Source organism: Bradyrhizobium centrosematis, from assembly GCF_045571495.1.
GTDB classification, from domain to species: Bacteria; Pseudomonadota; Alphaproteobacteria; order Rhizobiales; family Xanthobacteraceae; genus Bradyrhizobium; species Bradyrhizobium centrosematis.
Genome location: NZ_CP120703.1, coordinates 2,924,293 through 2,941,841, shown reverse-complemented (window position 1 = coordinate 2,941,841; position 17,549 = coordinate 2,924,293). Strand labels below are relative to the sequence as shown.

19 protein-coding genes are annotated in these 17,549 nt (G+C 65.9%); 12 read left to right on the top strand and 7 right to left on the bottom strand.

Translation table 11 applies throughout. The features are described 5' to 3' along the window. Position 1 precedes the first annotated feature (1 nt). The 4 genes from livM to P6U31_RS14045 all read left to right on the top strand — a co-directional run bounded on the left by livM (position 2) and on the right by P6U31_RS14045 (position 4,183). Positions 2 to 1,321 (top strand): high-affinity branched-chain amino acid ABC transporter permease LivM, encoded by a 1,320-nt coding sequence (gene livM, locus P6U31_RS14060; RefSeq protein ID WP_407189031.1) that lies wholly within the window; start codon positions 2 to 4, stop codon positions 1,319 to 1,321. After that, positions 1,318 to 2,163 (top strand): ABC transporter ATP-binding protein, encoded by an 846-nt coding sequence (locus P6U31_RS14055; protein ID WP_128926600.1) that lies wholly within the window; start codon positions 1,318 to 1,320, stop codon positions 2,161 to 2,163. Before livM ends, P6U31_RS14055 begins: the two co-directional genes overlap by 4 nt. Then, positions 2,160 to 2,903: an ABC transporter ATP-binding protein gene (locus P6U31_RS14050; protein WP_407189030.1), complete on the top strand. Its 744-nt coding sequence runs from the start codon at positions 2,160 to 2,162 to the stop codon at positions 2,901 to 2,903. The genes P6U31_RS14055 and P6U31_RS14050 overlap by 4 nt, the downstream gene beginning before the upstream one ends. A 161-nt stretch (positions 2,904 to 3,064) precedes the next feature. Beyond that, the gene (locus P6U31_RS14045; RefSeq protein ID WP_128926602.1) at positions 3,065 to 4,183 is read left to right on the top strand and encodes a branched-chain amino acid ABC transporter substrate-binding protein; all 1,119 of its coding nucleotides are present in this window, start codon (positions 3,065 to 3,067) and stop codon (positions 4,181 to 4,183) included. Between the two features lie 79 nt (positions 4,184 to 4,262). On the opposite strand, the gene P6U31_RS14040 is transcribed toward P6U31_RS14045, so the two are convergent. Further along, positions 4,263 to 4,649 (bottom strand): response regulator, encoded by a 387-nt coding sequence (locus P6U31_RS14040; protein WP_407189029.1) that lies wholly within the window; start codon positions 4,647 to 4,649, stop codon positions 4,263 to 4,265. 246 nt (positions 4,650 to 4,895) lie between these two features. Between P6U31_RS14040 and P6U31_RS14035 the strand changes: the two genes are divergently transcribed. The 3 genes from P6U31_RS14035 (at position 4,896) to P6U31_RS14025 (ending at position 9,124) form a co-directional block, all read left to right on the top strand. After that, entirely contained in the window at positions 4,896 to 7,703 is a 2,808-nt protein-coding gene (locus P6U31_RS14035; protein WP_407189028.1) for a PAS domain S-box protein, read from the top strand. A gap of 58 nt (positions 7,704 to 7,761) precedes the next feature. Continuing rightward, entirely contained in the window at positions 7,762 to 8,757 is a 996-nt protein-coding gene (locus P6U31_RS14030) for a P1 family peptidase (protein WP_407189027.1), read from the top strand. 154 nt (positions 8,758 to 8,911) lie between these two features. Next, the gene (locus P6U31_RS14025) at positions 8,912 to 9,124 is read left to right on the top strand and encodes a KTSC domain-containing protein (protein ID WP_407189026.1); all 213 of its coding nucleotides are present in this window, start codon (positions 8,912 to 8,914) and stop codon (positions 9,122 to 9,124) included. 13 nt (positions 9,125 to 9,137) lie between these two features. Here the strand turns inward: P6U31_RS14025 and P6U31_RS14020 are convergent, their stop codons facing one another. Next, the gene (locus P6U31_RS14020; protein WP_407189025.1) at positions 9,138 to 9,920 is read right to left on the bottom strand and encodes an EF-hand domain-containing protein; all 783 of its coding nucleotides are present in this window, start codon (positions 9,918 to 9,920) and stop codon (positions 9,138 to 9,140) included. Positions 9,921 to 10,172: 252 nt separating this feature from the next. Here P6U31_RS14020 and rpe point away from each other — a divergent pair, with 252 nt between their 5' ends. From rpe to P6U31_RS14000, 4 genes are all read left to right on the top strand, one after another. Beyond that, positions 10,173 to 10,874, top strand: coding sequence for a ribulose-phosphate 3-epimerase (gene rpe / locus P6U31_RS14015; RefSeq protein ID WP_407189024.1), 702 nt, complete (start codon positions 10,173 to 10,175; stop codon positions 10,872 to 10,874). Positions 10,875 to 11,039: 165 nt separating this feature from the next. Beyond that, positions 11,040 to 11,183 (top strand): hypothetical protein, encoded by a 144-nt coding sequence (locus P6U31_RS14010; protein WP_164937837.1) that lies wholly within the window; start codon positions 11,040 to 11,042, stop codon positions 11,181 to 11,183. An 11-nt stretch (positions 11,184 to 11,194) separates the two neighbouring features. After that, positions 11,195 to 11,368: a hypothetical protein gene (locus P6U31_RS14005; RefSeq protein WP_407189023.1), complete on the top strand. Its 174-nt coding sequence runs from the start codon at positions 11,195 to 11,197 to the stop codon at positions 11,366 to 11,368. A 22-nt stretch (positions 11,369 to 11,390) separates the two neighbouring features. Continuing rightward, the gene (locus tag P6U31_RS14000) at positions 11,391 to 11,582 is read left to right on the top strand and encodes a hypothetical protein (protein ID WP_407189022.1); all 192 of its coding nucleotides are present in this window, start codon (positions 11,391 to 11,393) and stop codon (positions 11,580 to 11,582) included. A 24-nt stretch (positions 11,583 to 11,606) separates the two neighbouring features. On the opposite strand, the gene P6U31_RS13995 is transcribed toward P6U31_RS14000, so the two are convergent. The 5 genes from P6U31_RS13995 to P6U31_RS13975 all read right to left on the bottom strand — a co-directional run bounded on the left by P6U31_RS13995 (position 11,607) and on the right by P6U31_RS13975 (position 15,977). Next, a complete protein-coding gene (locus P6U31_RS13995; RefSeq protein ID WP_407189021.1) occupies positions 11,607 to 13,046 on the bottom strand; it encodes a serine/threonine protein kinase in 1,440 nt (479 codons plus the stop codon). 6 nt (positions 13,047 to 13,052) lie between these two features. Next, the gene (locus tag P6U31_RS13990) at positions 13,053 to 13,793 is read right to left on the bottom strand and encodes a metallophosphoesterase family protein (protein WP_407189020.1); all 741 of its coding nucleotides are present in this window, start codon (positions 13,791 to 13,793) and stop codon (positions 13,053 to 13,055) included. Positions 13,794 to 13,910: 117 nt separating this feature from the next. After that, positions 13,911 to 14,516, bottom strand: coding sequence for a hypothetical protein (locus P6U31_RS13985; RefSeq protein WP_407189019.1), 606 nt, complete (start codon positions 14,514 to 14,516; stop codon positions 13,911 to 13,913). After that, entirely contained in the window at positions 14,509 to 15,195 is a 687-nt protein-coding gene (locus tag P6U31_RS13980) for a hypothetical protein (protein ID WP_407189018.1), read from the bottom strand. The genes P6U31_RS13985 and P6U31_RS13980 overlap by 8 nt, the downstream gene beginning before the upstream one ends. Then, positions 15,192 to 15,977: a MotA/TolQ/ExbB proton channel family protein gene (locus P6U31_RS13975; protein WP_407189017.1), complete on the bottom strand. Its 786-nt coding sequence runs from the start codon at positions 15,975 to 15,977 to the stop codon at positions 15,192 to 15,194. Before P6U31_RS13975 ends, P6U31_RS13980 begins: the two co-directional genes overlap by 4 nt. A 198-nt stretch (positions 15,978 to 16,175) precedes the next feature. Between P6U31_RS13975 and P6U31_RS13970 the strand changes: the two genes are divergently transcribed. Beyond that, a complete protein-coding gene (locus tag P6U31_RS13970; RefSeq protein ID WP_407189016.1) occupies positions 16,176 to 17,546 on the top strand; it encodes a sensor histidine kinase in 1,371 nt (456 codons plus the stop codon). Positions 17,547 to 17,549: the final 3 nt, after the last annotated feature.

Here is a 17,549-nt window from a genome sequence, read left to right as displayed (position 1 = left end):
CGTGAAAGCTCCCTCGCCCACGACTGCCAAACCTGCCACGGGCATCCCCTCCATCCTGAAGACGGCCGTCATCAACGCCCTCGTCGCGCTGGTGCTGTTCTCGTTGATGGTCGGCATCCGCACCGAGGCAGGCGCCTCCGGCCAGCTCACCTATTGGACACGCTTCGGCGAACTCGCCTCCCTCGTCGCTGCAGTCTTCGGCGGCTCCATCGTGATCGAGCTGCTGCGGCAATGGATTGGCCCGACTGGCGCCGAGAAGCTGGTGCCGCCCGCGGTGAAGAGCGGCGTGTCCTTCGTCGGTCGTTACCTGGCGCCGGTGCTTCTGATCTTCACGCTGCTGGTGCCGGTTATCTTCTATAACCAGCGCTACATCCTCGACCTTGCCATCCTCGTGCTCACCTATGTCATGCTGGGCTGGGGATTGAACGTCGTGGTCGGGCTCGCCGGCCTGCTCGATCTCGGCTACGTCGCCTTCTATGCGGTCGGCGCCTATTCCTATGGACTGCTCGCGACCAATTTCGGCTGGTCGTTCTGGATCTGCCTGCCACTCGCCGGCATCCTTGCCGCGTTCTGGGGCGTCCTGCTTGGCTTCCCGGTGCTACGCCTGCGCGGCGACTATCTCGCCATCGTGACGCTCGCCTTCGGCGAGATCATCCGCCTCGTCATCATCAACTGGCAGGAGCTCACCGGCGGCCCGAACGGCGTCTCGGGCATTCCCCGGCCCTCCTTCTTCGGCATCCCGCTCGACAACAGCGATGACGGCCTCGCCGCCAAGCTCGGCATCGAATATTCGCCGACCCACCGCATCGTCTTCCTGTTCTACCTGATCCTGGCGCTCGCCCTGCTCACCAACTGGGCGACGATCCGCCTGCGCCGTCTGCCGATCGGCCGGGCCTGGGAAGCCTTGCGCGAGGACGAGGTCGCCTGCCGCGCGCTCGGCATCAACACCACCACCACCAAGCTCACGGCGTTCGCGACCGGCGCGATGTTCGGCGGCTTTGCCGGCGCGTTCTTCGCCACCCGCCAGGGCTTCATCAGCCCGGAATCCTTCACCTTCCAGGAATCGGCGCTGGTGCTCGCCATCGTCGTCCTCGGCGGCATGGGCTCCCAGCTCGGCGTCGCCCTGGCCGCGCTCGCTATGATCGGCGGCTTCGAATTGTTCCGAAGCCTGGAGACCTATCGCATGCTGGTGTTCGGCATGGCCATGGTGCTGATCATGATCTGGCGGCCGCGCGGCTTGATCGGCCATCGCGCGCCCACCGTCTATCTGACCAAGGCGCAGGCGATCTCCTCCGACCTCGTCAAGGAAGGGCACGGATGAGCGGCGACAAGATGAGCGACAGGATTCTTGGCGTCGACCGGCTCACCATGCGCTTCGGCGGCATCGTGGCGGTGCAGGATCTGTCGTTCTCGGCGGCGCGGAAGAAGATCACCGCGCTGATCGGACCGAACGGCGCCGGCAAGACCACCGTGTTCAACTGCATCACCGGCTTCTACAAGCCGAGCGGCGGCGCCATTCGCCTCACCCATGACGACGGCAGGACGATCGCACTGGAGCGGCTGAACGATTTTCGCATCGCCAAGCAAGCCAAGGTCGCCCGCACCTTCCAGAACATCCGGCTGTTTCCCGGTATGACCGCGCTGGAAAACCTGATGGTGGCGCAGCACAATGCCTTGATGCGCGCCTCCGGCTTCACCCTGCTCGGCCTCATCGGCGCGCCCGGCTATCGCGACGCCGAAAAGCGCGCGATCGATCTCGCCACCGACTGGCTCAAGCGGGTCAACCTGCTCGACCGCGCCGACGATGCCGCCGGCAATTTCGCCTATGGCGACCAGCGCCGGCTCGAGATCGCGCGCGCCATGTGCACCGAGCCCGCGCTGCTGTGCCTGGACGAGCCCGCCGCCGGCCTCAATGCGCGCGAGAGCGCGGCCTTGAGCGAGCTCTTGCTCTCGATCCGCGACGAACTCGGCACCTCGATACTCCTGATCGAGCACGACATGTCGGTGGTGATGGAAATCTCCGACCACATCGTGGTGATGGACCATGGCGTCAAGATCGCGGAAGGCACGCCGCGCGAGGTCCGCGACGATCCCAAGGTGATCGCGGCCTATCTCGGCGCCGACGAGGAAGAGGCGGCCGCTGTGATGGAGGGCGGCTCGTGACGCCGGTGCCCTCTCCCCTGCTCGCGATCCGCGGCCTGCGCGCCGCCTACGGCAAGATCGAGGCGCTGAAGGGCGTCGACGTCGAGATCAACGCCGGGGAGATCGTGGCTTTGATCGGCGCCAACGGCGCCGGCAAGTCGACGCTGATGATGACGATCTTCGGCAAGCCGCGCGCCCGCGCCGGCCAGATCCTGTATGAAGGCCGCGACATCACCGACGTCCCCACCCACGCGATCGCGCATTTGCGTATCGCGCAATCGCCGGAAGGCCGCCGCATCTTCCCGCGCATGAGCGTGGCGGAAAACCTTCAGATGGGGGCGGATGCCACCGGGTGCACCGAGGGTGAACGGGAGGCGACACTGCAGCGCGTGTTCACGCTGTTTCCACGGCTGAAGGAACGCTACGCCCAGCGCGGCGGAACCCTGTCCGGCGGCGAGCAGCAGATGCTGGCGATCGGCCGCGCCTTGATGAGCCGTCCCCGCCTGCTGCTGCTCGACGAGCCCTCGCTCGGCCTCGCGCCGCTGATCGCGCGCCAGATCTTCGATGCGATCCGTACCCTGAACCGGCAGGACGGCCTGACCGTCCTGATCGTCGAGCAGAATGCCAACCACGCCCTCAAGCTCGCCCATCGCGGTTATGTCATGGTCAATGGCCTGATCACGCTGGCCGGGACCGGCAGCGAATTGTTGCAGCGCCCCGAGATTCGCGCCGCCTATCTGGAAGGCGGTCGCCACGGCTGACCACGCCTCAGGGCGGGCGAGTGCGGTCGAATGTGGCGAGATAACTCCGCCAATGCCCGTATTTTGCCGGTGACTTCTCCTCGAATTCATTCAAGAATGGCGGCGGTTTGAACCGGGCATGTCCCGGCAACTTCCACAGGCGACCACCCGCGAGGTATCTCATGAAATCACTGAAGCTCATCGGTCTGGCATTCGGCGCATCGCTCGCGCTGTCGAGCGCAGCATTCGCGCAGGATGTCACCGTCGCAGTCGCAGGCCCGATGACCGGCGGCGAGTCCGCCTTCGGCCGCCAGATGAAGAACGGCGCCGAAATGGCCGTGGCCGATATCAATGCCGCCGGCGGCGTCAACGGCAAGAAGCTTGCGCTGTCCGTCGAGGACGACGCCTGCGACCCGAAGCAGGCACGCTCGATCGCCGAGAAGATTGCCGGAGCCAAGATCCCGTTCGTCGCCGGGCACTATTGCTCGTCGTCGTCGATCCCGGCTTCGGAAGCCTATGCCGACGGCAACGTGCTCCAGATCACCCCGGCCTCGACCAACCCGCTGTTCACCGAGCGCAAGCTCTGGAACGTGGCGCGCGTCTGCGGCCGTGACGATCAGCAGGGCCTGATCGCGGCGCAATACATCGCCAAGAACTACAAGGGCAAGAACATCGCGATCCTCAACGACAAGACCACCTACGGCAAGGGTCTTGCCGACGAGACCAAGAAGGCGCTCAACAAGGCCGGCATCACCGAGAAGATGTACGAGTCCTACAATAAGGGCGACAAGGACTTCAACGCGATCGTCTCGCGCCTGAAGCGCGACAACATCGACCTCGTCTATGTCGGCGGTTACCATCAGGAGAGCGGCCTGATCCTGCGTCAGATGCGCGACCAGGGCCTCAAGACCGTGCTGATGGCCGGCGACGCGCTCGCCGACAAGGAGTATGCCTCCATCACCGGCCCCGCCGGCGAAGGCACGCTGTTCACCTTCGGCCCCGATCCGCGCAACAAGCCGACCGCCAAGAAGATCGTCGAGGCCTTCAAGGCCAAGAACATCGATCCCGAGGGCTATACGCTCTACACCTACGCGGCGATGCAGGTGTGGTCGCAGGCGGCCAAGAAGGCCGGCACCACCGACGCCAAGAAGGTCATGGAGGCGATGAAGGCCGGCAAGTGGGACACCGTGATCGGCCCGATCGAATATGACGCCAAGGGCGACATCAAGCAGATCGACTACGTCGTCTACAAGTGGGACGCCAAGGGCGGCTACGCCGAGATCAAGGGCAACGGCACCTGAGCGCGCTTGCCGGGTCTTGTGCCCGCCATGCGATCATCACGACGCCCCGGCTTACCCCCGGGGCGTTCTTTTGGCGGGATCAGACGGCTGCGGGCACCTCGCCGGCGGCCGCGGCCTGGGCCTTGCGAAGCGCCTGCAGGAGATCGTTCGGCCGAAACGGCTTTTGCAGGCAAATCACGTCAGCGAGGTGGGGCGACTGCTCCATGAAGTCCAGCGCCGTCATTCCGGATACCGCAACGATGGGAAGCCCCGGCGCACGCTCGCGCAGCGCCGCGATCACCTCGACACCGCTGATGTCGCCGAGGAAGATATCGACGATCACCGCATCGAAAGGGCCGTCGGCGAAGGATTTCAGCCCGGCTGCACCGCTGTCGGCCTCGGCAACCTCGTAATGATTGACCCGAAGCACGATTGCGACCATCGCGCGCACGTCCTTCTGGTCGTCGATGATGAGAACGCGAGGCATGGGAACAACTCCCGCAGATTGATCAAATCGTATGATTCAAACCTGGAACCCGCCGCAGCGGCAGGGCATTATGACACCGCCCAGTAAAGCGCATCTTACCCGATCCCTATTCCGCCTCCCCACCAGAATTAAGTAAGCTGTAACCTTCGGTTGAGTCGTCGCTGCAACAATTCACGGCACGCGCCCGGAACGCGCTACCGTGGGGGTCGTGGAGGTCAAGCCTACCCGGATGTTGGAATTGCGGAGATGCTCAAAACGGGTCTGCACGAAATGAACGCGCCTGCGATCGACCGAAGCACCTTTCTCTCAACCCTGCCGGCCTCTTCGGCCGATCGAACCGCGGCATTATGGATCGTCGGCGTTTCCTCGATCCTGTTTGCACTGGCCGTTCCGTTCGCAGGAACTCCATTACTGCCGGTCCCCGCCTTCGTCGCAAGCTATCAATCAGCCCTGGCCGTGAGCGACATCATCACGGCCGCACTGCTGCTGGCGCAGTTTTCGGTGCTGCGGACCCGCGCGCTGCTGTGGCTGTCGACCGGCTACCTGTTCACCGCCGCCGCGGCGCTGGTCCATGCCCTCACCTTCCCCGGCCTGTTTACACCGACCGGACTGTTTGGCGCCGGCAGCCAGACCACCGTCTGGCTCTACATGATCTGGCATGGCGGTTTCCCGCTGTTCGTGCTGGGCTATGCCTGGCTCAAGGAAAAGGACGGCGGCCCGAGAATCCGCACCGCAACGAGCAAAGCGATCTACGCGACCGTGATCGGCGTCATCGCAACCATGGCCGTGTTCACCTGGATCGTCACGGCCCGGCACGATCTGCTGCCCGTCCTGCTCCGCGACGGCCGCTACACTCCGACCATGATCGGGGTCGTGTCCTTCGTGTGGTCGCTGAGCTTTGCCGCGCTGGTTTCACTGTGGTTCCGGCGCCCGCATTCGGTGATCGACGTCTGGCTCATGGTCGTGATGTGCGCATGGCTGTTCGACATCGCGCTGTCTGCGATCGTCAACGTCGCGCGCTTCGATCTCGGCTTCTACGCCGGCCGTCTTTATGGCCTCTGCGCGTCGAGCTTCGTGCTCGGAGTGCTGCTGATCGAGAACGTTCGCCTTCAGGCCCGGACGGTGGGTCTGGTCGGCAGGCTGCGCGAGCAATCGGCGTCGGATCGCGACTTCTATGGCAAGCGCCTCGCGCTGTACGGCGCCGTCGTCGAATCCTCCAACGACGCCATCATCACCAAGACGCTCGACGGCATCATCACCGGCTGGAACAAGGCCGCCGAGCATCTGTTCGGCTATTCCGCCGCGGAGGCCGTCGGCAGGTCCATCGACATCATCGTGCCGCCGGACCGCAAGAGCGAAGTCAGGAGCATCCTCAACCGGATCGCCAGCAACGAGACGATCGCCCAGCACGAGACGGTACGGATTCGAAAGGACGGCCGCGCGCTCGACGTCGTGCTGAATGTCTCTCCGCTGCGATCGGACACCGGAGAGATCATCGGAGCCTCCAAGATCGCCCACGACATCACCGAGGAGAAGCAGGCACAGGAGAAGCTTCGGCGCGAGATCGAGGAGCGCCAGCGCATCTTCGAGACCTCGCAGGACCTGATCCTGGTCACCGACGGTTACGGCAATTTCATTCAGGTCAGCCCGAGCGTGAGGGACATCCTCGGCTTCAGCCCGGAAGACCTGATCGGGCACAGCGCGACCGAGTTCATCCACCCTGACGACCTCGAGAAGACACGGGAGGAGATGCGCGCGGCGCGGCGTGGTGCGACCAAGCGCAGCTTCGAGGCGCGCTACTATCATTACGACGGCCACGAGGTCTCGCTGAACTGGATGGGCACCTGGTCGGAGCCGGTGAGGCGCCATTTCTTCATCGGCCGCGATCTGACGGAAAAGCAGGCCGCCGAAGCCCAGTTCCGCCAGGTGCAGAAGATGGACTCCATCGGCCAGCTCACCGGCGGTGTCGCTCACGACTTCAACAACGTGCTGACCGTCATCACCGGCACGATCGGCATCCTGGCCGACGCGGTCGCCGACCGGCCGGAGCTTGCTGCGATCACCAAGCTCATCGACGATGCCGCCGAGCGCGGCGCCCAGCTGACCAAGCATCTGCTGGCCTTCGCCCGCAAGCAGCCGCTCCAGCCGCGTGAGATCGACGTCAACGCGCTGGTGCTCGAAGCCGCCAAGCTGCTCCACCCGACCCTCGGGGAGCAGATCACCATCGTGCCGCAGCTCACCGAGGATGCCTGGCCGACCCTGGTCGATCCAGGCCAGTTGTCCACGGCGGTCCTCAACCTCGCGCTCAACGCGCGGGACGCCATGCCCGAGGGCGGCACCCTCGTGCTCGAGACCCGCAACATCTTCCTCGACGACGGCTATGCCAGCATGAACCCCGACGTCGTCGCCGGCAGCTACGTGATGATCGCGGTCAGCGACACCGGCTCTGGAATCCCGCCGGAGCTGATCGACCGGGTGTTCGATCCCTTCTTCACCACCAAGGAGGTCGGCAAGGGCACCGGGCTCGGCCTCAGCATGGTGTTCGGCTTCGTCAAGCAGTCCGGCGGCCACATCAAGATCTACAGCGAGCAAGGCCACGGCACGAGCGTCAAGATCTATTTGCCGCGCTCGAGCGGCGTGCAGGAGAGCGAGTACGAGGTGCTGCAGAACGCGCCCATCACCGGCGGCGACGAGAAGATCCTGATCGTCGAGGACGATGCGCTGGTGCGGCAATATGTGGTGACCCAGGTCAAGAGCCTCGGCTACACGGCGCTCGAGGCCGCCAACGCGGCCGAAGCCCTCACCATCATCGACGCCGACCAGGGCATCGACCTGCTCTTCACCGACATCATCATGCCGGGCAACATGAACGGCCGTCAGCTGGCCGACGAGGCCGCCCGCCGCCGTCCCGAGCTGAAGACGCTGTTCACCTCGGGCTACACCGAGAATGCCATCGTCCATCACGGCCGGCTCGATTCCGGCGTGCTGCTGCTGGCAAAGCCCTACCGGAAGACCGAGCTCGCCAAGATGCTCAGAACCGCGCTCGCCAGTTGAGCCCGCGGCGCCGCTGAGCTATCGCAGATCGCGAACCGCACTCAACGACGAGGCCGCCTTGAATAATCTGCTCACCGATATCGCCGGCGTCCGCGTCGGCCATGCCGAAGATGCGAAAGTGGCCTCCGGCACGACCGCGATCATTTTCGACCAGCCGGCGGTCGCGGCGATCGATGTCCGCGGCGGCGGTCCCGGCACGCGCGAGGACGCGCTGCTCGATCTCGCCAACACCGTCGAGCGCGTCGACGCGATCGCGCTGTCGGGCGGTTCCGCCTTTGGCCTCGACACCGGTGGCGGTGTGCAGGCCTGGCTCGCAGAGCAGGGCCGCGGCCACCGGGTTCGCGAGGCGCTGATCCCGATCGTGCCGGGCGCGATCCTGTTCGACCTCCTCAACGGGGGCGACAAGGCCTGGGGCCGCTTCTCGCCCTATCGCGAGCTCGGCTACGCCGCGGCAGCCGCCGCCGGCACCGACTTCGCGCTCGGCAGCGTCGGCGCCGGCGTCGGCGCCACCACCGCGACGTTCAAGGGCGGGCTCGGCTCGGCCTCGGCGGTGACAGCTGACGGCGTCAAGGTCGCGGCGATCGTCGCCGTCAACGCCGTCGGCAGCGTCACCGTGGGCAACGGTCCATGGTTCTGGGCGGCGCCGTTCGAATTGGCCGGCGAGTTCGGCGGCCGCGGCCTGCCTGACAAGTTCACCGACGACATGCTGCGCATGCGCATCAAGGGCGGCCCGGCCGCAACCGCGCGCGAGAACACCACCATCGGCGCCGTCGTCACCGATGCGGTGCTGACCAAGCCCCAGGCCAAGCGGCTGGCGATGATCGCGCACACCGGCTTTGCCCGCGCGATCTATCCGGTGCACGCGCCGACCGATGGCGACGTGCTGTTTGCTGCCGCAACCGGGGAGAAGCCGATCGATCCGCTGGCTGGCCTCACCGAGCTTGGCACCGTCGCGGCCAACGTGGTGGCGCGGGCGATTGCCCGCGGCGTGTACAGTGCGACAGCCCTGCCGTTCCCGGGGGCGCAGCCGGCCTGGAAGGACAGATTCGGCTAGAGCGTTTTCGAGCGAAGTGGACACCGGTTCGCGTGAAGAAAACGCGTCAAAACAAGAATCTAGAGCCTTGGTTCTGATTCAATCAGAACCGAAAACGCTCTAGAAACGAAACGGCGGATACGGCGTTACCTTGGCGCCCCCGGGGTGTGCTGCCATGCCGTCTTCCGTGATCCGGTTCTTCCGCTACGCGCCCGACACGCGGGAGCTGAACGTGACTTTCGTCAGCGGCCGCCTCTATGTCTATGAGGACGTTCCGCCCGAGGTCGCTGCAGCATTCCGGGAAGCGCGCGCAAAGGGAGCGTTCTTCAACCACGAAATCCGAAACCGGTATGCCTACTGTGACATCACGCGCGAGTATGCCGGCTGATCTCGGATGCCGCTTACACGCTCATCGACATCGAGGAACCGGCGGGCGCCGAAGAGCCCTGCCCGTGCCCGCCTTGCTGCTGCATCAACTGTGCAAACAGATCGTAAGCCGAGTTCCGTGAGGAGCTGGAGGCGCCCGGCACCGTCGTCGACATCTTGAAGCCGTCGGCATAGGTGACGGTGGTGGTGGTCGAGCCGTCCCCATTTGTCGTCGTGGTCGAGGTCGATCCGCCGCCCGACGAGGACTGCGAGCCGCCGCCGGAAGCATCGCCCGCGCCGTGAGCGTGTTGGCCGCGGTGACCGCTCTTCAGCGCCTTCGACATCTCGTCCAGGCTGACGCTGCCGTCCGCATTCGAATCCAGCTTGGAGAACACGTCGTCGGCCTGCGCGAGGTTGGTGCCGCCGGCGCCCAGCGCGTTCTCGAACTCGGATTTGGTGATGCTGCCGTTGCCGTCCGCATCGATCAGCGAGAACAGATCCTTGAGCGCGGCGTCCCGGCCCTTCGACGCCGAGGAGGTCGCGCTCGAGGCGGTCGATGTCGCCGCGCTGCTGGTGCTACCCGCCGACTGGCTCTGCGCGGCAAACAGCGCGTTCATCGTCTCCGGCGAGATCTGCGGCGATTTGCCGGCGTTGACCGACGAGGCCACACCGCTGGTCGTGCTGCTGCTGTCGATGGCGAATGGATTGGTCGCGCCCTGCACCGATCCGGTCTTGTGCGCCGACGAGGACGACTTCGAGTCCGTCAGCGACTGGATGACGCCGAGTGCACTCGATACGGCACCAAGGGCAAACAACATTGCACAACTCCAACCGGTGCGGCATGCCGCGGCCAATGTTCTGCAGTTGATGTCAGCAAGCGTCGTGCCAGCGCAAAAAGCTCAATGAAATCCGCCGCCGCCGCGCCTTGGACGGCCCGGAGACACCGGCAATTCGTGCCGGTCACGGCAGAAATTTCCGCCCACAGGAAGCACGCCTCCCCTGCATTGCCCGCCATGGAGGCCCATGTTAGGCGAGGCCTATCCTTCACGGCCGCCACGGGAAACCGCGCCATGACCCAAGCCTTCGCCCCCCGCCCCCTGGCCATCGCGCCCTCGATCCTGGCCTCGGACTTCTCCAGGCTCGGCGAGGAGGTGCGCAGCGTCGATGCCGCCGGCGCCGACTGGATCCATCTCGACGTGATGGACGGGCACTTCGTTCCCAACATCTCTTACGGCCCCGACGTCATCAAGGCGATGCGTCCGCACACGAGGAAGATCTTCGACGCGCATCTGATGATCTCGCCCTGCGACCCCTACCTCGAGGCCTTCGCGAAAGCCGGCTGCGACCACATCACCGTGCACGCGGAGGCCGGCCCCCATCTGCACCGCTCGCTGCAGGCGATCCGCGCGCTCGGCAAGAAGGCCGGCGTCTCGCTCAATCCCGGCACGCCGATCAGCGCGCTCGAATACGTCCTCGATCTCGTCGACCTCGTGCTGGTGATGTCGGTCAATCCCGGCTTCGGCGGCCAGGCCTTCATTCCATCCGCGATCGCAAAGATCCGCGACATCCGCGCAATGACGGCGGGGCGGCCCATCGACATCGAGGTCGACGGCGGCGTTGGCCCCGATGTCGCCGGCGCACTCGCCGCGGCCGGCGCCAACGCCTTCGTCGCGGGCACGTCCGTCTTCAGGGGCGGCACGCTGGACGCCTACAAGAGCAACATCGCCGCGATCCGCAACGCGGCGCTGCAGGCGCGCGGCGAAGCGATTTGAGCTGGAGCCGGCTTCGCGGCCGAACGACGGAAAATCCCGCAGCATTTGCGGGTGTTGCAACGCGCAATGCATAAAATTGCAGTCGTGATCCGTACTCATCCGGACTTCACTGATTCGCGCAAATCATCGCAAGTGAGTCCTGCCTGCTTTTGACGGGAGGACATCATGACGACGACCCTGGTTTGGACTGGCGTAGCGTTGTGGTTAGGGTTCAATGCGGCGATCGTGGCTCGCGGCCTCTACGCGGCGCGACCGGTGAAGGCCGTAGCTTCTGCCCGCATCATCCATCTTCATCGTCGCCGGGGCTGAGCGCCATGCAGATGCCGCTCGTGAAGCGCCAGCCGAAACGCAGGTGCCGGATCCCGCGTCGTCCGCACCCGGGCCTCGATTATTTCTTCGGCCGCCTGGAGCGCGCCGACGGCCCGCTCAACGACGATGCCGGGTTCGACAATTCGGACCTCGACCATTCGTTCGCTTGGCAAAGCCGACACTGAGACTTCGTTACCGGACCGCCCCATGAAACCGCACTGCCCGAACTGCCTCAAGGAAATGACCAAGGCGTCCGCGTCGCGTAACCTGTTCAATTGCGAGCCCTGCCGCGAGATCATCCAGTATTTCGGCGGCAGCGCGGATCACGGCGAACCCGGCCCGCAATTCGCCTGGCCGATCCGCCGCAAGCGCTCGGCCCACACCGTCCACGCCGCCTGATCCTGGCGCCGGACGCGCGCGGCCTTATCCGGCCATCTTGCCGGCGTCAGTCTCACCGACATCTCCCGCCATCCGCGGCGGCCTGACCACGGTGACGGTGCAGCTCGCCTCAGAGGCCACCTTGGCCGAGACGCTGCCGAGCAGCGTGCGGCGGAACGAGCTTTGCCGCGCGCCGATGATGACGTGGTCGACCTGGTTGACCTCGGCGAACTCCAGGATCGCGGCGGCGGGATCGACCGCTTCCAGCACATGGGCCGACAGCCGGCTTTCGTCGAGCTTCAGCGGCGTCGCCCAATGCCTGAGCGCGACCAGGCGGTCGATATGCTTGTTGGACCCCTGCTCGTCCAGGGTGCGGTCGATCGCGATCCGGTTCAGCTTGAGCACGTTGACGCAGGCAAGCCGCGCCGACGGCAAGGTGGCGAGGATGCGTTCGGTGGTGACGCGCAGCGCCTCGTTCAGCTCCGGTGCACCTTCCACCGTGTCGAGCGCAACAGCGAGGATCGGGCTCGAGGCGATCTGGGCCGCGACATCCGATTTCGCACGCGGCGCCATGACGCCCTGATTGAAGCGGCGCCGCAAGGCGACGCCGAGGGGGTCGCGCTTGAGCCGCTCCGCGCGCGCGGTGAGCTTGACCTGGTCCGGATGGGCGAGATCGAAGGCGAGCTGGGACGCGGTCGGATAGCGCCACACCGGCTCGATCTCGAGACACCGCAACACCACCTCCTGAAGCCAGGGCGGATAGTCGGCGCGCAGCTTGCGCGGCGGATGCGGATCGCGCCACAGCCGGCGGCGCATCGCGCGCAAGGTCTCGCCCTCGCCGAACGGCCGCTCGCCCGTGGTGAAGAAATAGAGCAGCACGCCGAGCGAGAACAGATCGCTGCGCGGATCGTCGCGCACCCCGAGCAGCCGCTCGGGCGCCATGTAGGGAGCCGTGCCGTAAGGCAGGCGGAATTCCTCCTGCAACAGATCCGGCAGATGATTGTGATGCGACAGGCCGTAATCGATCAGCACCGCCTCACCGCTGTCGCGGAACATGATGCTGCTCGGCTTGATGTCGTGATGGATCACGTTCTGCCGATGCAGGTCAGCGAGCGCAGTGGCGATCCTGGCGACGAGCTGCCGCGCTTCGTCATAAGGCAGCGGCAGATCGGGCAGCCGTTTGTAGAGCGTAGTGCCGCCGATGCGCTCGATCACGACATAGGCCTGGCGCGCGAAATCGCCGGTGCCGAAACAAGCCGGCACATGCGGCCCCGCGAGCCGCGGCAGGATCATCATCTCCATCTCGAAGGAGACGATCGCGGCAGGGTCCTCGCCCTCCGACACCCGCGGGATCTTCATCAGCAGGGGCACGTCGATGCCGGGATGGGTGACCGTCCACAGCGTCGCCATGCCACCGGCATGCACGCATTCACCGATGGTGTAGCCGTCGATCTCCGCGCCGGATTTGACGAGTGATTTCGGCATCGGACGCTAGCGCCCCTGCGACAGCCGGTCGGCAAGCCAGTGCGGCAGGCCGTTGTCGCGAATTCTGCCCGCTGCGGTCGCGATGTCGTAGGGCGCGCGGCAATAGGTGATCTGGCACGACTCGGTATCGAACAACACGAAGGCCGCGGACGGATCGCCGTCGCGGGGCTGGCCGACCGAGCCGAGCACGGCGAGCCATTGCCGTCCGCGCAGGAGCTGCACCGGGACGTCGGTCTTCGGCACGAAGCTCGTCATCTTCGCCGTCACCGACATCGAATAGAGTGCGGGACGATGGATATGGCCGCAGAACGTGACATGGGCGGGCGTGGCGATCAGGCTCTTGGCGGCGTCCACCGTGGAGCGGACATAGTGCCAGCGCTGGGGGTGAGAGGCTTCCGAATGCACGAACAGGCGATCGCCGTCTTCCACCAGCATCGGCAATTCGGCCAGGAACCGGCGCTGCGCGGCGTCGAGCCGGCCACGGGTCCATTCGATCGCAATCTGCGCCTCGGCATTCATCGTCTCGGCCGAGGAATTGACCGCTTGATCATGATTGCCGCGCACGGCAATCGCCCCCCGGGCAACGAGCTCCATCGCGGTATCCACCACCCATTCCGGATCGGCACCATAGCCGACGAAGTCGCCGAGCAGGACGAACTGCTCCGCGCCATGCGTCCGCGCCACCTTCAGGCACGCCTCGAACGCCTGCCGGTTGCCATGAATATCCGAGAAGACAGCTAGGAGCACGCACCCTCCACCCTCCAATTCATATTGAAGTCCGATAAGGCCAAATTGAGGGAGGTCAACAAGATGCGCCAGCGCGGCGCCGTTGACCAGCGCCGCGCTGCGGGGATGGTGAAGGGCCTATTGCTCGTCTTTCGGGGGCATCCGCGGCGGCGGCAGCGGGGTGAACACGGCGCCTTGCGCGCCGGCCGGCGGGGCGATGAATTCGCCGGTCGAGGAATCGCCGCCGCTCGTCTCCATGATCGTCTTGGGCGTCACATATTCCCGGACCATGTCGATGAGGCTGCCATCACCGCCGCCGAAATCGGCCGCGCGGCCCCCTTGCGGATGCCCCAACGCGATCTCGTTCTCCGCGGCATGGGTCTTGTCGGCGAGGCCGTCATTGTAGGGCACGCGGAAGGCCCGCGGGATACCGCTTGGGCGATTGTCCTCGTCCAGCGCCTCGACCCAGAGATAGATCGAGCCGGGATCGCCCTGAAGCGAATGCGGCTCGACGATGCGCGCCTTCAGCAGCTTGAATGCCGTCGGCAGCCGGTCGGAGCTGGCCCAGCCGAGCAGCCCGCGCATCTCGGTGAAGCTGACGACATAGAAGGCGCTGGTCACGACCACCGCGACCGCCTTCAGTGACCAGTGCAGGCGCGCATAGACCAGCACGACCAGCAGCAGCGCACCGATCACGGCGTAGGCGACCGACAGTGTCAGGATGACCGTCTGCAGGCTAATCACGGCGTACTCTCGCTGCGTTCCTGCTCACACCGGTCCTCGGGTCGAGATCGGCACCGTTGCGCCAGCCGCTGCGGAATGTCTCCAGCAGCGATTTCGGCCGCTGGTCGACATTGACGACCTTGCCTTCGGCGTCGAGCCGGAACCGCACCGCAGTCTTCTCGTCGCCGGTGTGGTCGAGCGTGAACTTATTGTCGAACACCACCTGCGCCGTCGGATTGAGCTTCTGCACCTTCACATTGGCCGTGACGGGCTCGCCGGTCGTCGCCACGAAATGCGAGACGTTGACGGTGTATTCGCCGGCAAGGATGCCGCGTACCGTGACGATCTCCTCGCGGATCGGCGAGGCGATCTTCTTGCCGGCGACCATGATGAAGTCGTTGGCCCCGCCGCGGTCGTCGCGGTCGAGCGTCAGAAAACCGGCCTCGCGGTGGCGATACCAGGCGATGTTGCCGGCGGGATCCTGCACGAACAGGTCGAGATCGTCGGGATGGTTGTCCGGCCAGTCCAGCGTGATCATGAACTCGGCCTTGGAGTCGATCTTGCCCTCCTTGGCGTCGGGAGAGACCGCGAGCAGCGCCAGGAAGAACAGGAACGCGATCACCTGAAGCGCCTTGAACAGCATCACGCCCAGCGGGTCGAACGGCTCCTCGCGCGGATAGAGACCGAAATCATCCATCATGACGGCGTTCCAGCGCCTTTAATTCCAGCGCCCCGGCGCTCGAGCACCGGCGTCACATAGGTCTCGGTCAGCACCACCGCATCCGAGAACACCCGCTGGGTCGCGGCATCCAGCATGTAGTACTGGATGCGGACCAGGATCGAGCCGACAAGGCCGGCGAGCGTCGTGTACATGGCAACAGCCATGCCGTCGCTCATCAAGCCCATGGAGGAGCGCATCGCGACCTTGTCGGCGGCGTCCAGCCCCGCGATCGGCGCCAGCATGATGATGAAGCCGATGATGGTGCCGAGCAGGCCGAGCTTCATCAACGTGTCGGAGACGAAGGCGCCGAACCCGTTGGAGCCGCGCAGGCGATCGGCGAGCGTCCGCAGCAGCAGGGTCTGGTCGACCGGCCGGTAGTCCTGCGCGGCGGCTTTCGTCACCAGGCTCTCGATATGATCGCGCACCAGCCCGCGCGGCAGCGCCGTCGCGCGCGCATCGAGCACCTTGCTGCCATCAGGCGCCGCGAGCGCCGTCCGGCAGCGCCGCGCCGCCGCTCCCTCGCGCGCGATCGCCCGCGTCCGCAGGAAGCAATGGCCGCAGGTGACGATGTAGAGCACCGCGATGACGCTCGAAATGTAGGTGCGGTCCGAGGTCAGCATCAGATGGATCAGGCCGAACCGCCACAGCAGCACGACGGCGAAGATCGAAAGCCCGGTGAAGATCATCCAGAACAGCAGCGCGCTGCGCTCCGATGGGTCGGCAGCAGATCCCGCGATCGGTCCAATCGTCATCGAACTCATGCTGCACTGCTCCCGGCTTGCAGGAATTGGCCTGCAACGATTCCACCCGATTAGATCAAAGCCGTCGCGCCCGGTCCAAAGACCCATGCCCAATCCGGCTTGGGAAATTTGCCCGAGCTGCCGTCCTGGCCCACCCCGCAATTGGCAAGGCGCGGCGGCGTTGTTAGGCTGAGCTTATCAAACGTCGGGGGTGATCGCATGCGCCTCGTGCTTCAGCTTGTCGCCCGTCTCCTGCTCATCGTGGCGCTGTGCCTTGGCGCGGCAACGATATGGGCCACGTTCGATGCCTATCACAGCGTCGACCGGTCGACCGCGGCCTCGGCGCAGCGGGTCGCGCAGGCGCTCCAGGCGCTGTATTGGCGCGAGCTCTTGCTGCGCAGCAGCAGGGCGCGCGAGCATCTCCTGCCGGTTCCGGACTGGCGCACGCTGGAGACGATGAAGCTGATCTCGCCCGGCGTCTGCGTCGAGTTCCAGCCCGCCGCGGCGTTCGAGAAACCGCTCTGTGGCCAGAGCGAGGGACTCGGCAAGACGCCGCCGCGCTGGTTTGCCGCCATCGTGCCCACCTTCCTCGGCAGTCACGCCGAGGTGGTGCGGCCGGTCAGTCCCCGTGCCGCGTCTGCCGGCACCGTGGTCGCGACGCCGGATCCCGCGGCCGCCATTTCGCTCGCCTGGGAATACATCCTCAACGTGATCGACGTCGCACTGTTGATGGCCGCGGCGATCGCGCTGCTGGCTTCGCTCGCTATCGCGCATGCGCTGGCACCGGCGCGCGCGATCGTGACCGCTTTGCAGCGTATGGCGCGCGGCCATTATCGCACCAAATTGCCGCGCTTCCGTTCCATGGAGCTGGCGATGATCGGCGGCGCCGTCGGCGAGCTCGGCGGCCGCCTGGAGGAAGCCACCGAGCAGCGCGCCGCGCTGACGCGGCGCCTGATCGAAATCCGCGACGACGAGCGCCGCGCCCTCGCCCGCGAGCTGCACGACGAGTTCGGGCAGAACCTCTCCGCCATCCTCGCCTTCGCCAACACGATCGAGACAGCGAGCGCGAAAGACAACAGCGATAATGGCATCGCACAGGATGCGCGCATGATCTCGCAGGCCACCCATCACCTGATGGTCTCGCTGCGCGATGCGCTGAAGCGCCTGCGCAATCCGCTGCCCGAGGAGCTGGGGCTCGAGGCGAGCCTCGTGAACCTCGTGGATAGCTGGCGTTCGCAGAGCGCGGCGCGGCCGACGATCCAGCTCGACCTCAGGGGCGATCTGACGGACGTGCGGGGGCCGGCCGCCACCACGGCCTATCGCGTCGCGCAGGAATGCCTGACCAATGCGCTGCGCCACAGCGCGGCGCGCGAGATCTCCTTGCGGATCGAGCGCCGGGCCGGCGAGGACGATGCGCTGCTGATCCGTATCGAGGACGATGGCGGCGGCGATGCGGAGCGCGTTGCGCAATCGGCCGGCTTCGGCCTGACAGGCATTCGCGAGCGCATCGCCGCCGCGGGCGGTTCGTTGTCGATCCTGCCGGCGCGCGGCGGCCTCAGCGTCGCCGCCACCATCCCGCTCGCCGCGTGAGGC

Excerpts from the sequence above, each read along its gene's own strand:
- P6U31_RS14055 (WP_128926600.1), top strand. The coding sequence starts at position 1,318 with ATGAGCGGCGACAAGATGAGCGACAGGATTCTTGGCGTCGACCGGCTC.
- P6U31_RS14045 (WP_128926602.1), top strand. The coding sequence starts at position 3,065 with ATGAAATCACTGAAGCTCATCGGTCTGGCATTCGGCGCATCGCTCGCG.
- P6U31_RS14040 (WP_407189029.1), bottom strand. The coding sequence starts at position 4,649 with ATGCCTCGCGTTCTCATCATCGACGACCAGAAGGACGTGCGCGCGATG.
- P6U31_RS14035 (WP_407189028.1), top strand. The coding sequence starts at position 4,896 with ATGCTCAAAACGGGTCTGCACGAAATGAACGCGCCTGCGATCGACCGA.
- P6U31_RS14025 (WP_407189026.1), top strand. The coding sequence starts at position 8,912 with ATGCCGTCTTCCGTGATCCGGTTCTTCCGCTACGCGCCCGACACGCGG.
- P6U31_RS14020 (WP_407189025.1), bottom strand. The coding sequence starts at position 9,920 with ATGTTGTTTGCCCTTGGTGCCGTATCGAGTGCACTCGGCGTCATCCAG.
- rpe (WP_407189024.1), top strand. The coding sequence starts at position 10,173 with ATGACCCAAGCCTTCGCCCCCCGCCCCCTGGCCATCGCGCCCTCGATC.
- P6U31_RS14010 (WP_164937837.1), top strand. The coding sequence starts at position 11,040 with ATGACGACGACCCTGGTTTGGACTGGCGTAGCGTTGTGGTTAGGGTTC.
- P6U31_RS14005 (WP_407189023.1), top strand. The coding sequence starts at position 11,195 with ATGCCGCTCGTGAAGCGCCAGCCGAAACGCAGGTGCCGGATCCCGCGT.
- P6U31_RS14000 (WP_407189022.1), top strand. The coding sequence starts at position 11,391 with ATGAAACCGCACTGCCCGAACTGCCTCAAGGAAATGACCAAGGCGTCC.
- P6U31_RS13995 (WP_407189021.1), bottom strand. The coding sequence starts at position 13,046 with ATGCCGAAATCACTCGTCAAATCCGGCGCGGAGATCGACGGCTACACC.
- P6U31_RS13980 (WP_407189018.1), bottom strand. The coding sequence starts at position 15,195 with ATGATGGATGATTTCGGTCTCTATCCGCGCGAGGAGCCGTTCGACCCG.
- P6U31_RS13975 (WP_407189017.1), bottom strand. The coding sequence starts at position 15,977 with ATGAGTTCGATGACGATTGGACCGATCGCGGGATCTGCTGCCGACCCA.
- P6U31_RS13970 (WP_407189016.1), top strand. The coding sequence starts at position 16,176 with ATGCGCCTCGTGCTTCAGCTTGTCGCCCGTCTCCTGCTCATCGTGGCG.